We start from the raw sequence: 14575 nt of genomic DNA, 5'->3' as shown, positions 1-14575 counted from the left end.
CAAAACGTTTTTTTATTAAATAATGTAATCATTCGTTATAATAACAAATAATAACGGATGATTGAGAGGAACGAACATGAAATCTATATACATAACCGGTTATATGGGAGCTGGGAAAACAACAATTGGAAAAGCGTTAAGTAAAGAACTTCATATGGATGTTGTCGATACAGACCAAAAAATTGAAGAGAAGCAAGAAAAGGCGATTCGTAATATTTTTGCTGAAGAAGGCGAAATGGCTTTTCGGGAATATGAAAGTGAAATGTTACGTTCACTACCGAGTTGTAATGTAATTATTACAACTGGTGGTGGCATCATTGAACGAGAGGAAAACCGAAAGTGGATGAAGGAAAATGGAACTGTCGTGTATTTATATTGTGATCCACATGTAATTGCAGAAAGACTTCGGGAAGATACGACACGGCCACTATTTCAGAAGAAAGATATAGAGGCATTTGTGGCAAAATTTGAATCGCGCCGAGCTTATTATGAAGAGGCTCATATTTATATCGATACGACAAATAAGTCTGTAAAGCAAATTATGAATGACTTAAAAGAAAAGATTAATGAATAAAAAAGTGGACATACTAATCAAGTAGAGGTGATGATAATATGTCTACTAATGATTATGTTCGCTTTGTGACACAGCAGTTTGTGTCGTATATGGATGCTCCAAAAGAAGATCGTAAACAAAAGAAAGAACAACGCCGTGCTGAAAAAGAGCCATTTATGAATAAATGGTTTGGTGTTATGCCACTAAGTGCTGCTTTGTTTTATCGAAACGTAAAAGATAAAAGGAAAAAATCAAGTTAACGATTTCGTAATATGTGTAGCAAAATAAAAATCCCCTAGTAGTATGATGCTACTAGGGGATTTTTATTTACTGTACGGATTCTTTTTCTTCTGTAACGGCATGTATTTTATTGTTCACCCAGACAAATCCAATTCCGATACAAATGGAAATGCCCCATCCAACAGCGGTCATAATCGCTCTCATTTCACCATAGCCATCTACACCGAAAACAGAAATGAAATAAATCTTTAAGAAGCTTTTTAATATGAATTGTAGCCCGAAAAATAGCGTTAAATATTGGAGTGCCGGATAGATACGACTATCACGATACAGTTCACGACTTTTATCACGGTCATGGCCTTGCAGTGCGGCAATATCTGCTGCGAAATATAACATAAGTGGTTTTTTTATAAAAATGGTACATATAACGATAATACCTAGTACGATGTGATAATACGCATCGTTCCACAACATGCGTTCAGCTGATCCAGATAATAAATCCACTGTTGTATTAGAAATGAGTGTAATTAAAATAAAGAATCCTGTTACGTTAAACTGTTTTTCTTTTTTAAAGGTATACAGTGTATAAATAATTCCTGGAACAGAGGAAAGTAACATCGCGTAATAAGGATCGATATAAGGTTTTGCAAATTTCCAAATGAGGAATGGGATTACGAGATAAAAGACAAGATCTAATATAGCTTTTTTATTTTGATTCATATAGGGCCTCCTTAAGTCATACATATATTTTATAATATAATTTCTGAAAATTGTATAAGGTTTAATGGGAAAAGAAAAAATATATCGCTTTTTGAGGGATTAGTAGATTGAAAAAATTGCCCCTAGCGTAGTAAGTTTTTTTAGTATATAATAAAGGAAACGCTTTCATTTTTAGTTTGTTCACAAAATGGACGGAAAATCACATATTTACTATCGATATGTTGCTTTATAATGAAACTAATTAAATATACATGCATACAATATTGTGAAATAAATAACATAAATAATCTATATAAATGTAAACGTTATCAAAAAAGAGAGGTGGAGACAATGAGTAAATTTTTCTTCAATCATAATCCGGCAACAGTAGAGGATGGAAGGCTTGTTAAGTATGCTGAAATTATTTATGGAGAAGGTGGCCGTTCTGTATTAGAAAATTTAATGGTGAAGGCATCTATCAGATTGCGTGATCGTTATCCGAATAAATCTGACGAGCAGATCTCGAACCTCGTAAATAAAGGCATCCATGATATGTTTCAAAAATATGTGAGTGAGTAAGTAAGAGTAGCCAATGGCTGCTCTTATTTTTTTGTATAAGGATTGTATCTCTAGCTGAAAATAAGGGTGTATTTTGAAAGACATAAGAAGGAGTGGAAAAGATGAGTAATGGAATTGGCCGTTCAAAAGAAAACCTTCCTACTGATGCAAATCATGTGAGTGCAAAAGATCGTGCGCATCAAAAACGTATGGCAAAGCAAAAACAACAAGAGCGTAATGGCGATAGAGGATAACTCAAAAAAAGCTCCTTCTAAAACAGAAGGGGCTTCTTTAAGCTAGAAAATGATTCGCGGTAACATAAAAGAGTCCACCGTTAATAATTTGCACGGTAATGCGTGGCTCGTATTGTTCTTGCAGTGCTTGTTTTTCAATTTCATAGCTTTCGGGAAGTTCATCACTTTCTTCATAAAAACGATTTAAAAGGTCTAAATCGTGATTCCAGCGCACTCTTGCTTCTTTCGCCCACGTATGGTCATCTTCCGCAATAATATTCTTTAAAGCATCCTCTATACGTTGTAAACCACTTTGCGGTTTAATGATGGGCGAGAGCGTAAAACAAAAGTCAGGTATTTTCGGTGTAAGTTTAATTTTGGCTAATGTTTCATGAAAGTTTGCGATCATTGTGCCAGAAATGAGATGAATCCCAATGGAGTGAAGGATGTCTTTTTTTCGATCACATTGATAGGAAACTTTAATATTTACACCGAGCCACGGATGGAGCGGTGTATGTGTTGCCCCGCTATGCCTTACTTCCTCATATAAACGTATGTAAGAGCCTAATTCTTTTGTCGTTTGGAAAATTTGATGAAGACGTGGTGAACCGTAGTGAATAAGCTCGCCATCGTTTTCTTCATTTTCTGGATTTGTAATAAGAGTAAGGCGCATCGGATTCGGTACGCCTCCTGTTTTCTCAAGATAGTGCCAATAAAAAGGGCGATTCATTAATAATTTATCCATCTCAATTGTTAGCTGCACATCTAATAGATGAGGGGAACGGTTTAAAATTTCACAGTTATTCGCCTCGAAAAAATTGTATAAGTAATTATGAATTTCATGTTGCTGCATAGCCTTGCACCTCAGCTTCATTTCGTTTCGCGAAGTCGATAATAGATGTTAAGTTTTCCATCTTAATTCGAATTTCTCCTTCGCTTTTTGATTGCGCAAATATTTCTTGAATGTGCGCGTCGATGTTTTTCATATTAATTCTCGTTAAAATTTCATCAAGTTCCCCGATAACACGCTCAAATAAATTGATTTTTTCATATAACAGTTTCAAAATATGTTCTTCAACAGTGTGTTTTGTAGCTAAGTTATAAATATGAACATCATTCTTTTGACCAAGACGGTGAATACGTCCGATTCTTTGTTCAAGGCGCATTGGATTCCATGGTAAATCATAATTGATCATATGGCTACAAAACTGTAAGTTAATCCCTTCACCACCAGCTTCAGTTGCAATTAATACTTGTGCGTGGTTTTGGAAAAGCTCCTTCATCCAATCTTTCTTCCCACGTTTAAATCCGCCGCGGAATGGAACGGAAGAAATGCCGTGTTGTTGTAAAAACCATTGTAAGTACATTTGTGATGCTCGATATTCTGTGAAGATGACGACTTTATCGTCAATTTCTTTTATAAGCTCAAGAGCTTTATTCGCTTTTGAGTTGAAAGGAATATGATTAATTTTGTCCATTAGCACATCAATATGCGGGTCTTTTATGTAATGCTCATTTTCCTTCTGTCGTTTTTCTACATGTTTTTTTAATGAATAGTACACAGCCTCACGACTACTACAAGCTTCTCGTTTTAAAGTTAACGATGAGAAAGCGGATGTGAAGGCGTCTTGTCCTCGCCAATTTTCAATCCCGTTATACAAAGCTTGCTCTTCTTCATTAAACTCAACGAAAATTGTACGTACATGTCTCTTTGGCCAATCAATTCCGGTATTATGCCGTCGATTTCGGACCATTACTTTATTAATAAGAGCTTTTAAATCTTCATCAGATTCGGCGGAACGATTTTTGGAAGCGTAATATTCTTCAAAGTTGGATTGATTGCCTAAATGTCCTGGTTTTAATAAAGAAACAAGGTTGAAAATTTCATCAATCTTATTTTGAACAGGAGTAGCAGTTAATAATAAGCAAAATTTCTTTTTTAATCGCTGTGCAAATTCATAGTTTTTTGTTTTGTTATTTTTAAGTTTATGTGCTTCATCGATAATAATAAGGTCATATTCTAAGTTCAAAACGATATCGCGATGCGGTGAACGTTTTGCAGTATCAATTGATGATACAATCACATCGGCTTGTTCCCATGAATAGCTCTTCCTTTGGGCTACAGCTGGAATGAAAAACTTTGTATTTAGTTCGTATGCCCATTGTGATACGAGAGAGGCAGGGACGAGTATAAGTACTTTTTTCACAAGGCCGCGGACCATATATTCTTTTAAAATAAGCCCAGCTTCAATCGTTTTCCCAAGTCCCACTTCATCTGCTAGTATCGCTTTGCCATTCATTTGTTCAATGACATTTTGAGCGACTTCTAATTGATGAGGAAGTGGTGTGAAATGAGATAAATGCTTCGGTGCTTGTAATCCATCGAAAGTAGGAACAAGTAACGATTTTTCTGTTTTATAAGCTAAATGATATAAATCCCAGTTTGTCCAAGGGCCATCTTCGTCAATTCTATTTAAAAAATTGTTTTGCCACGTTCGATCTACGGAAATATCGACATTCATTACGACTCTCCCACCTTTTATAAACTAAAGTAATTTTTAAAAAAATCTTTATTATATAAGCCTTGTAATAAGGCGCTATTACACATACTAAAAGTTAAAGAATAGGCAAAGATAAAGGGCTAAATTTTGAAAGTTGTATTTAATTAGATTAAGAATAAAAAATTCTAAATTATTTTTTATGCTAGAATATTGATGAAATATAGCGAATAATGTTAGGATAATGGTGTGAAATGTGTGGAATCTTTCGTATTTTATCCAAGAAAGTGATTTTTTATTTACGCTTTCATAAAAAAATATAATGAGATTCCGTATATCCTATCTTTTCAGAGTGAAAATGTTTAGATATGGCGAGCAACTTTTATTGATTTGTCAAAGCATAAGGGGGAGAGAGCATGATTACATTACAACGTACACCGTTATTTGATGTATACGCGAAGTATGGTGGGAAAACAATCGACTTCGGTGGTTGGGAATTACCAGTTCAATTTTCAAGCATTAAAGAAGAACATGAAGCTGTACGTACGGCTGCAGGTTTGTTCGATGTGTCTCATATGGGAGAAGTTGAGGTAAAAGGTGTAGATAGTTTAGCATTTTTACAACGTGTTGTTACAAATGACGTTTCTACCTTAAAGGTAGGAGGCGCACAATATACAGCTATGTGCTACGAAAATGGTGGTACAGTAGATGATTTATTAATCTACAAACGTGGTGAAGAAGACTATTTATTAGTAATCAATGCATCAAATATCGAGAAAGATTACGAATGGTTAGCTAGCCATGTAATTGGCGATACGAAAGTAGTCAATGTTTCTAGTGAAGTTGCACAGCTTGCAATTCAAGGACCAAAAGCAGAAGGCATTTTACAAAAAGTTGTGTCAGAAGATTTGAAAGAAATTAAGTTCTTTAAATTTAAAAACGATATTCTTGTAGATGGAATTCCAGCACTTGTATCTCGTACGGGTTACACAGGTGAAGATGGATTTGAAATTTACTGTAAGAGTGAAGATGCTGCAAAACTTTGGGAGAAACTTCTTGAAGTTGGAGCAGAAGAAGGCATAAAAGCATGTGGTTTAGGTGCTCGTGATACACTTCGCTTCGAAGCTACATTACCACTTTATGGCCAAGAATTATCAAAAGATATTACACCGATTGAAGCTGGAATTGGCTTTGCGGTAAAACCAAATAAAGAAGCAGACTTCTTTGGAAAAGAAACGTTAAAAGAGCAAAAAGAAAACGGTGCGCCTCGTAAGTTAGTCGGCATCGAAGTAATCGAACGTGGAATTCCTCGTACGCATTACCCTGTATTTATTGGAGAAGAAAAAATCGGGGAAGTAACGAGTGGTACACAATCTCCAACGTTAAAGAAAAGCATTGGTTTAGCACTAATTGATGTAAAATACGCAGCAGTTGATACAGAAGTAGAAATTGAAATTCGTAATAAACGCGTCAAAGCAGTAGTTGTTCCAACACCATTTTATAAACGTTCAAAGTAACGGGGAGAGGGGTAGATTTCATGTTGCATCGTTATCTTCCAATGACAGAAGAAGACAAAAAAGAAATGTTACAAACGATCGGCGTTCAAACGATCGATGAGTTATTCTCTGATATTCCAGAGAGTGTTCGTTTTAAAGGGGATTTAAAAATTAAAGAAGCAAAATCAGAGCCAGAGCTTTTAAAAGAGTTAACTCAAATGGCTAGTAAAAATGCTAACTTAAAAGAGTACGCTTCTTTCTTAGGAGCAGGTGTATATGATCATTACGCTCCAGTAATTGTAGATCACGTTATCTCTCGCTCAGAATTTTATACAGCTTACACGCCATACCAACCAGAAATTTCACAAGGGGAATTACAAGCAATTTTTGAATTCCAAACAATGATTTGTGAATTAACAGGAATGGATGTAGCAAACTCTTCTATGTACGACGGAGGTACAGCTTTAGCTGAAGCGGCAATGCTAGCAGCTGGCCATACTCGCAAAAAGAAAATTCTTGTATCTAGCGCAGTTCATCCAGAATCAAGAGCAGTACTTGAAACGTATGCAAAAGGTCAACATCTTGAAGTTGTTGAAATTAATCATAAAGATGGTGTAACAGATTTAGACGTATTACAAAGTGAAGTAGATGATACAGTTGCTTGTGTAATCGTTCAATATCCAAACTTCTTCGGACAAGTTGAGAAATTAGCTGATATTGAAAAAATCGTTCATCAACAAAAATCATTATTTATCGTTTCTTCAAATCCATTATCATTAGGCGCATTAACACCACCAGGAAAATTTGGTGCGGATGTTGTAATCGGTGATGCACAACCATTTGGTATTCCAACGCAGTTTGGTGGACCACACTGTGGTTACTTTGCAACAACGAAAGCATTTATGCGTAAAATTCCAGGGCGTCTTGTTGGACAAACTGTAGATTCAGATGGTAAACGTGGATTCGTATTAACGTTACAAGCGCGTGAACAGCATATTCGCCGTGACAAAGCGACGTCTAACATTTGTTCAAACCAAGCGTTAAATGCATTAGCAGCATCAGTTGCAATGACGGCACTTGGTAAACAAGGTGTGAAAGAAATGGCACGTCAAAACATTTCTAAAGCACAATATGCAAAACGTCAATTTGAAGCGAAAGGCTTCACTGTAACATTTGCTGGACCGTTCTTCAATGAGTTCGTTGTAGATTGCAAGCGTCCAGTTAAAGAAGTAAACGATGCATTATTACAAAAGAATATTATCGGCGGTTACGACCTAGGCCGTGATTATAAAGAGCATGAAAATCATATGCTTGTAGCAGTAACTGAGCTTCGTACAAAAGAGGAAATTGACACACTTGTAAACGAAATGGGGGCTATCCAATGAAGAACCAAGACCAAGCACTTATCTTTGAAGTGAGTAAAGAAGGACGCATAGGATATAGCCTACCAAAATTAGATATAGAAGAAGTGAAACTAGAAGATGTGTTTGAGAGCGATTATATTCGAGTAGAAGATGCAGAGCTACCAGAAGTATCTGAACTTGACATTATGCGCCACTATACAGCACTTTCAAACCGTAACCACGGTGTAGATTCTGGATTCTATCCACTTGGATCTTGTACGATGAAATATAATCCAAAAATTAATGAGAGTGTAGCTCGTTTTGCAGGATTTGCAAATATTCATCCGTTGCAAGATGAAAAGACAGTACAAGGTGCAATGGAATTAATGTACGACTTACAAGAGCATTTAATTGAAATTACAGGTATGGATACTGTTACATTACAACCAGCAGCTGGTGCACACGGAGAATGGACAGGCTTAATGTTAATTCGTGCATACCATGAAGCAAATGGTGACTTTAACCGTACGAAAGTAATTGTGCCTGACTCTGCTCACGGAACGAACCCAGCATCTGCAACTGTAGCTGGTTTTGAAACAATTACAGTAAAATCAAATGAGAATGGTCTTGTTGACTTAGAAGATTTAAAACGTGTTGTAAACGAAGAAACAGCAGCACTTATGTTAACAAATCCTAATACATTAGGTTTATTCGAAGAAAATATTTTAGAAATGGCAGAAATCGTCCATAATGCAGGCGGTAAATTATACTATGATGGTGCAAACTTAAATGCGGTATTAAGCCAAGCACGCCCAGGAGATATGGGATTTGACGTTGTACATTTAAACCTTCATAAAACATTTACAGGTCCTCACGGCGGCGGTGGTCCAGGTTCTGGTCCAGTAGGTGTGAAAGCTGATTTAATTCCGTACTTACCAAAACCGATCTTAGAGAAAACGGAAAATGGCTATCGTTTTAACTATGATCGTCCGGAAGCAATTGGGCGCGTAAAACCGTTCTATGGTAACTTCGGAATTAACGTTCGTGCATACACATACATTCGTTCTATGGGTCCAGATGGACTACGTGCAGTAACGGAGTATGCAGTATTAAATGCGAACTATATGATGAGAAGACTAGCACCATTCTATGATCTTCCATTCGATAGACATTGTAAGCATGAGTTTGTATTATCAGGTCGTCGTCAAAAGAAACTTGGTGTACGTACATTAGATATTGCAAAACGCCTGCTTGATTTCGGTTACCATCCACCAACAATTTACTTCCCATTAAATGTGGAAGAATGTATTATGATTGAGCCGACAGAAACAGAATCAAAAGAAACATTAGACGGTTTCATTGATAAGATGATTCAAATTGCTAAAGAAGTAGAAGAAAATCCAGAAGTTGTACAAGAAGCACCTCATACAACAGTCATTAAACGTTTAGACGAAACGATGGCTGCACGTAAACCAGTTTTACGTTATGAAAAACCAGCTCCTGTACAAGTTTGATTAAAATAACAAAGGAAGAACTCGCTATATGCGGGTTCTTTTTTGTATGGAGAATTTGTCCCGCGATTTGTGGGCTGATAATCAATGGAGATGAACAAAAATCCCCCACTGATTAAAGTTTCACTTTATGCAGAAGTGGTGAAGAAAATGTTACTATTTTATATTTTTTGTTTCATAATGGCGTAAAGAAGCAGTTTCATAGGTGATTTTGTTGAAAAAGTCAGTTTGATAAAAGTATTTATTTTTGTTAGAATTTTATTGAAATTAAGAAGATGTAATGAGATAGGAATGACTCATTTTTATGTATATGTGAAAAAACGAGCAAGCTGGGGGTGAAAATGTGGGATATCGGTGTTATAGAATGATATACCATTTAGAAAACGGAAAAACGATTAAAGATGTAAAAGAATTTTGTTATCGAGACCAAGGAAAAGTGCTGGAAAGAGTAGCGCATCGTGTAATGGATAATAGAGAAGTGACGGCAATTGATAAGCAAGGAACGATCATTTCAATAGCATGTGAGGACATTGTAAAGGTGGAACTTGATTACATAACAGAAAGTTAACCTTGAGTCATATCGAATTATTCGATAAAATATACTGTTGAATGGTGAAGTGAGAAGAGAGGAGTTTATTATGGGTAGTACAAGACACTTTTATATGTTTATCTTAGCGTTTGTTCTTGTTGTCGCATTAACGATTTATTTAATTGTTGATAGCACTTGGTACAACACAGTTCATCCTGCGTTCCTTCTGTTTATGTATGTAGGAATTGCGGTAGTGAGTTTCGGAATGAGAGATGAGATGTTAGATCGCTTTGAAAAGTGATACATATACGAAAGACCAACAGGAAAATGTTGGTCTTTTTTTCTTGCCAAAAATAGGATGATGTGTATATAACGAATGACTGAATTGATGAAATTAAATACTGCCAAAAAGTCATTCAAGTGGTAGAAAAAGACGAGATGATTCGAGAAAATCCAAATGTGAAAGAAAAGCTCAACTATTTGAAAGAGATTGTAGATGATCGTTAAGAACACCTTCAATTTTCGGAAGATATTGATGTAAGAATTGGTCATAACTTTACCCCAGAACCAACATAAGTTAGTAAAGGAAGGTAGGAAATCAATTTCATAGATATAAAGTATGTTATGGACTCAGTTGTAAGATAAAAAACAATTACAAAAAAGGTTGATAAAGGATTATTTTATAAAATTTTACAAAAAAGGTTGCATAAGGGTTTATTTTTAGGTTCAGAGTATCTATAATAAATATATGCCATCAACTTAATATGGAAATAGAAAAAGATTGATTTTTGTGAAAGGAAGAATTTAAATGAGAAAAAAGTTAGAACAATATTATTCTTTTGTTGTTTTCAATTCCAAATATAAATATCGAAAGTTTTTTGCGGATTGGGATATACATAATTTCAACTTTAAACTATTCATAAAATACCTTTTTTCTTTTTTTGCTATTTTATTTTTAGTGATTTTTACATTTTCAATATACTTTACTGTTAAAACGCAGGTAACATTAGATTTATTACCATTATTTGTACTTTTTTTATTTTGTGTATCTATGTTAAATAATTTTGGTTATTTTTATCAAAATAAACATTTATTTCTTTTAGATGAAACAAAAATACTAGATTCGTTAACTGTGTTTAAGCAAATGAGAATTTTATCTAGTATTACATTTTCAGCCTTTTTTAAGTCGTTTTTTATATGGGGAGGAATTTTTTTACCGTTTATTTTACCTATAATTTTTATCAAGGATTTTGAAATGGTATTTTGGATTAAAATTATACCTTTTATGATTTTATTCAATGTAGGATTAAGTCTGTTAATAACATATATACAATTTAATATCTCGAAAATCCTTTATTCAAATAAAAAAATTAGTGCTATGAGAGTTTTTAACTATTTTATTATGGGGGTATTTCTTTTTCTAATACCTTATTTGATTCTATCGTTAGTCTTGAATGATAAATTTGTACTTAATAAAATAAGGGAAATATCAGAAATTGATGCGATAAACATTGCGATAGAATATATGAGGATTGTTCTCATTCGAGATATGTATTACTTTTACATATTTTTGATAAGTTTATGTATAGTAGGGCTTTCTTATTTGTGGCTATATACAATAAAGAAATTTGACCTAATAGGATTTAGAAATCTAGCTAGCGATGTTTTGGTTAAGGGTGAAGGGAATCTATTTATAAAAAGTGATATTCCTTTTTATACTAAGGATATGATTCATATGAAAAGAGCAGGGAGTTGGTTTATTGAATATATTATTAAAACTACGCTAGGACTATTATTTTTTATGGGGATGACTTTACCATTTATTTATTATTACTTCGGTGAATCGCCTTATACATCTGCTATTGCGATATGTTTAATACTTATAATACCTTCTTTTCAATTAATCGGAGATGCTTTAAGGACGATATTATCGGTTGATGCTGAAAAAAATAGCATTCATTTGTTTATAAATAAAGGATACACTGTATGGAATTTAGTAAGACAAAAATTATATATATATAGTTTTTTTGTTTTGATAACAACTAGTACAGTAGGGTTAATAGTTTTTTTATTGTCAAGAAGTCTTTTGTTAATGTTTTTAACCGCTACAATTTCTTTCTCATTTGGAATGTTATCTGGTTTATTTCAATTAGCTACGACTGGTTTATATCCTAAACTAAATTGGGAACACCATTTTGAAATTGGGGGATCAGAAAAAGGGACCAGGGTTAATAATTTGTTAAGTATTATATTAATCCCCTTATATTTACCTTTGTTAATAGCTACATATCTTTCTGAAAAATTGGGTATATATTCTTTGAGTGAATTGTATTTAATTATATTAATCCCTGTAATTTTAGCGTTATATATATTAGCTCAATTCCTGACAATAAAATTTTTAAAGAATAAATATATAAAGGATGTTTTTATTAAATGACAATACTACAAATAAATAATTTAAATAAAAAGTATCAAAAACAACAGGTATTGAATAATTTAAGTTTTAGTATTGAATCCAATGGTATATATTCTATAGTTGGTACAAACGGTGTGGGGAAAACAACGCTATTTAAAACGATATTAGGCTATGTCAAATATGATAGTGGAGATATAAATATAAATACAGAGAGATTAGGCTTTGTACCAGATACACCTTCTTTGTATGAATACCTTAGTGGAGAAGAGTATTTAATGTTTGTTTCTTCTATTTTAGGGGTTCCGAAAGAACAGCGTTCAGATATTGTTAGAGATAAGTTAAAGCTTTTTAACTTATATAACTCTAAGGATAAATTACTAACAACTTACAGTAATGGGATGAAGCAAAAAATAGCTATAGCTTCGGCTATTATTGATAATCCAGATATATTATTTTTAGATGAACCTTTAACAGGAGTTGATCTTATAAGTACAGATTCTATAAAAAGTTATTTGAAAGATTATGCAGAATTAAATACTGTAATTTTTACGACTCATATCTTAGAGTTAGCTTATTCACTAAGCAAAAAAATATTTATTTTGCACAAAGGAAACATTCGAGAACAATTATCTACAAATGAATTTTCATTGGCTGAGATTGAAGATATTATAAAAGGAATTTATATAAATGATTAGAAAAGCAAGCAGTTTAATTGTTATATCTTTAAAGAATAATATAGTTATTATTTTGATGGCGTTTTTCATATTATGTAGTGGGGTATTAATGGGGCTTAACATATCTACTAGTGAATCTTATATGGATACGTATATTAGGGCGGATAGTGCTCTTCATCTTATAATAAATAATATAGTTGCTTGTTTATTTTTAGCATCTGGCATTTTAACACTTGGTGGCACAACTCTATTTTATGGATTATTTAATGGTTTAATTATAGGGGTAGCCATAAGGGATGCTTTCCAAAATAATATGGATATATCAGAAATACTAGTGAAATTAATTCCCCATGGTATATTGGAGCTTCCAGCCCTAATTCTTGCATCAGCTATAGGACTTAAAGCGGTAGACCTAATTATAAGAATGTATTTTAGTAAAAAAAGAGTAAGGATAGTACTTTATCAAGGGTTTTTAGAGATACTAACTCTAATTATTTTAGTTTTAATTTTGATTTGCTTAGCCGGATTAATAGAATGGTATATAACGCCTTCTTAATAATGGAAAGGAGAATACAATGAAAATAATGGACAAGGTTGCCACTTTAATGATAATAATCGCTTTTATTATTATTTTTATTAATAAGGAATTTAGTATTATAGCATTACCTTTAATTGAAGTAGCTTTAATTTTATATTCTATCATAGCATATAAATATTTTTCTAATGCATATATGAAAAAATTTATATTAATTAGTTTTGTTGTTATATCTTTAGGACTATTCTGGGCTTTGTTGGTGAGTATTTAAAAAAGGAGATATTTATGAATAAGAAAATATCGTTTAAAAATGTATTAATGGTATGGATAGGTATAATTACAATGTACACATTTTATCAATATAGTCTTTTAGATAGTGTACTTAATACAGTAAAACAGAGTGGGGTAAATTCGTTAGAAGATTCGACGTTAATCACTCTTATAGTAACTGGACAAATACTAGTTTTAATATTTATATTAGTAGGTCTAATGTTAGTTAGTATAATATTTTACTTTTTTGGTGTGTTAATGCAGGATGATACTTCAAAAATTAAATACCTATACATCATAAGTGTTGTGGTTTTCTTTAATATGTTAATTACTGTCCCATTAGGCTGTTTAAATCTATTCGAAGATGATAAATTAATAACGCCATCTACAAATATATATTTTGTTATGTTTAATCCATTTTTAATGTTGGCTATATATGTTTTTTATAGATTATTAAGTACGACTAAATTAAAAAAAATAGTTATAGTGATTTATTGTGTTACGTATTACCTATTTCAAATTGCTTCGCAAACTTTATTGTGAAATTGTCGCTATTCTATAATTCTAATTGTATAAAAAATCTAATTTAAATCTTGTTATTATGTAAATATCTTGTATAATATAAACTATAAATATCACTTCCAGTTATTTCTTTTAATGTATAAAAATGTTTTTTAAAGGGAGCGAATTTAAATAATTAAGAGGAGGTAGTGGATGAATCTAAATGCATCTAAGCAGGAAAAGGTGATAGTTTCAACTTTAGTTTTGATTGCGATTATCACGATAGGGTTTCTGGGTACAGTTACTGGGGATATCTCTGTAACAAGTACTGGTTTTTCGGATCAAAGTAGTTTTTTAGCTACAAAATTAGGACTCACCCATCTCTCGGCGAATAGAATTATTTACTTAATAGACACAGGATCTACAATTATGACAATCGTTAGTATAGTAACTGCTGTTACAGGTACAGGGTTAATTGCCGCAGGGGGAATAGCTGGAATTAAGTATGTTATTAAGAAG

18 protein-coding genes are annotated in these 14575 nt (G+C 33.0%); 14 read left to right on the top strand and 4 right to left on the bottom strand.

The genetic code is table 11. From position 1 onward, the window contains the following. Nucleotides 1–76 precede the first annotated feature (76 nt). Nucleotides 77–574, top strand: coding sequence for a shikimate kinase (locus MR113_RS13145; RefSeq protein ID WP_242254709.1), 498 nt, complete (start codon nt 77–79; stop codon nt 572–574). 38 nt (nt 575–612) lie between these two features. Further along, the gene (locus MR113_RS13140; protein ID WP_000106080.1) at nt 613–813 is read left to right on the top strand and encodes a YqzE family protein; all 201 of its coding nucleotides are present in this window, start codon (nt 613–615) and stop codon (nt 811–813) included. Nucleotides 814–880: 67 nt separating this feature from the next. Here MR113_RS13140 and MR113_RS13135 read toward each other — a convergent pair whose 3' ends face one another. Further along, nucleotides 881–1513 carry a VC0807 family protein gene (locus MR113_RS13135; RefSeq protein WP_001073110.1) on the bottom strand — a complete coding sequence of 211 codons (633 nt, stop codon included), beginning with the start codon at nt 1511–1513 and terminating at the stop codon, nt 881–883. 140 nt (nt 1514–1653) lie between these two features. After that, nucleotides 1654–1770, bottom strand: a complete 117-nt coding sequence (locus MR113_RS13130; protein WP_003279814.1) for a hypothetical protein — start codon at nt 1768–1770, stop codon at nt 1654–1656. 73 nt (nt 1771–1843) lie between these two features. Between MR113_RS13130 and MR113_RS13125 the strand changes: the two genes are divergently transcribed. Both MR113_RS13125 and MR113_RS28345 read left to right on the top strand, forming a co-directional pair. After that, complete coding sequence (locus MR113_RS13125) at nt 1844–2071, top strand: hypothetical protein (protein WP_000032702.1); 228 nt, start codon at nt 1844–1846, stop codon at nt 2069–2071. Between the two features lie 101 nt (nt 2072–2172). Beyond that, nucleotides 2173–2304 carry a hypothetical protein gene (locus tag MR113_RS28345; RefSeq protein ID WP_000064661.1) on the top strand — a complete coding sequence of 44 codons (132 nt, stop codon included), beginning with the start codon at nt 2173–2175 and terminating at the stop codon, nt 2302–2304. Nucleotides 2305–2341: 37 nt separating this feature from the next. Here the strand turns inward: MR113_RS28345 and MR113_RS13120 are convergent, their stop codons facing one another. After that, nucleotides 2342–3136 (bottom strand): YqhG family protein, encoded by a 795-nt coding sequence (locus MR113_RS13120; RefSeq protein ID WP_242254707.1) that lies wholly within the window; start codon nt 3134–3136, stop codon nt 2342–2344. Next, entirely contained in the window at nt 3123–4805 is a 1683-nt protein-coding gene (locus MR113_RS13115) for a DEAD/DEAH box helicase (RefSeq protein ID WP_061677397.1), read from the bottom strand. The genes MR113_RS13120 and MR113_RS13115 overlap by 14 nt, the downstream gene beginning before the upstream one ends. A 392-nt stretch (nt 4806–5197) precedes the next feature. Between MR113_RS13115 and gcvT the strand changes: the two genes are divergently transcribed. The 10 genes from gcvT to MR113_RS13065 all read left to right on the top strand — a co-directional run. Then, the gene (gene gcvT, locus MR113_RS13110; RefSeq protein ID WP_242254705.1) at nt 5198–6298 is read left to right on the top strand and encodes a glycine cleavage system aminomethyltransferase GcvT; all 1101 of its coding nucleotides are present in this window, start codon (nt 5198–5200) and stop codon (nt 6296–6298) included. A 20-nt stretch (nt 6299–6318) separates the two neighbouring features. Beyond that, complete coding sequence (gcvPA, locus tag MR113_RS13105) at nt 6319–7662, top strand: aminomethyl-transferring glycine dehydrogenase subunit 1 (RefSeq protein ID WP_000903246.1); 1344 nt, start codon at nt 6319–6321, stop codon at nt 7660–7662. Continuing rightward, complete coding sequence (gene gcvPB, locus MR113_RS13100; RefSeq protein ID WP_242254703.1) at nt 7659–9134, top strand: aminomethyl-transferring glycine dehydrogenase subunit 2; 1476 nt, start codon at nt 7659–7661, stop codon at nt 9132–9134. The genes gcvPA and gcvPB overlap by 4 nt, the downstream gene beginning before the upstream one ends. Before the next feature lie 361 nt (nt 9135–9495). Beyond that, on the top strand, nt 9496–9699 hold the full coding sequence (locus MR113_RS13095) for a DUF3929 family protein (RefSeq protein WP_000639160.1): 204 nt from the start codon (nt 9496–9498) through the stop codon (nt 9697–9699). A gap of 70 nt (nt 9700–9769) precedes the next feature. After that, entirely contained in the window at nt 9770–9961 is a 192-nt protein-coding gene (locus MR113_RS13090; protein ID WP_000535935.1) for a hypothetical protein, read from the top strand. Between the two features lie 507 nt (nt 9962–10468). Next, entirely contained in the window at nt 10469–12097 is a 1629-nt protein-coding gene (locus MR113_RS13085; RefSeq protein ID WP_242254701.1) for a hypothetical protein, read from the top strand. Next, nucleotides 12094–12771, top strand: a complete 678-nt coding sequence (locus tag MR113_RS13080) for an ABC transporter ATP-binding protein (protein ID WP_242254698.1) — start codon at nt 12094–12096, stop codon at nt 12769–12771. The genes MR113_RS13085 and MR113_RS13080 overlap by 4 nt, the downstream gene beginning before the upstream one ends. Next, nucleotides 12764–13306, top strand: coding sequence for a stage II sporulation protein M (locus MR113_RS13075; RefSeq protein WP_242254695.1), 543 nt, complete (start codon nt 12764–12766; stop codon nt 13304–13306). Before MR113_RS13080 ends, MR113_RS13075 begins: the two co-directional genes overlap by 8 nt. A gap of 19 nt (nt 13307–13325) precedes the next feature. Next, on the top strand, nt 13326–13556 hold the full coding sequence (locus MR113_RS13070) for a hypothetical protein (RefSeq protein WP_242254693.1): 231 nt from the start codon (nt 13326–13328) through the stop codon (nt 13554–13556). A gap of 713 nt (nt 13557–14269) precedes the next feature. Next, a partial coding sequence (locus tag MR113_RS13065) for an uberolysin/carnocyclin family circular bacteriocin (RefSeq protein WP_242254691.1) occupies nt 14270–14575 on the top strand: 306 nt, incomplete at its 3' end.

This window comes from Bacillus cereus group sp. BfR-BA-01379 (assembly GCF_022663605.1).
GTDB classification, from domain to species: Bacteria; Bacillota; Bacilli; order Bacillales; family Bacillaceae_G; genus Bacillus_A; species Bacillus_A mobilis.
Note: the sequence above shows the minus strand (reverse complement) of the source record. Positions and strands in the feature narration are given on the sequence as shown.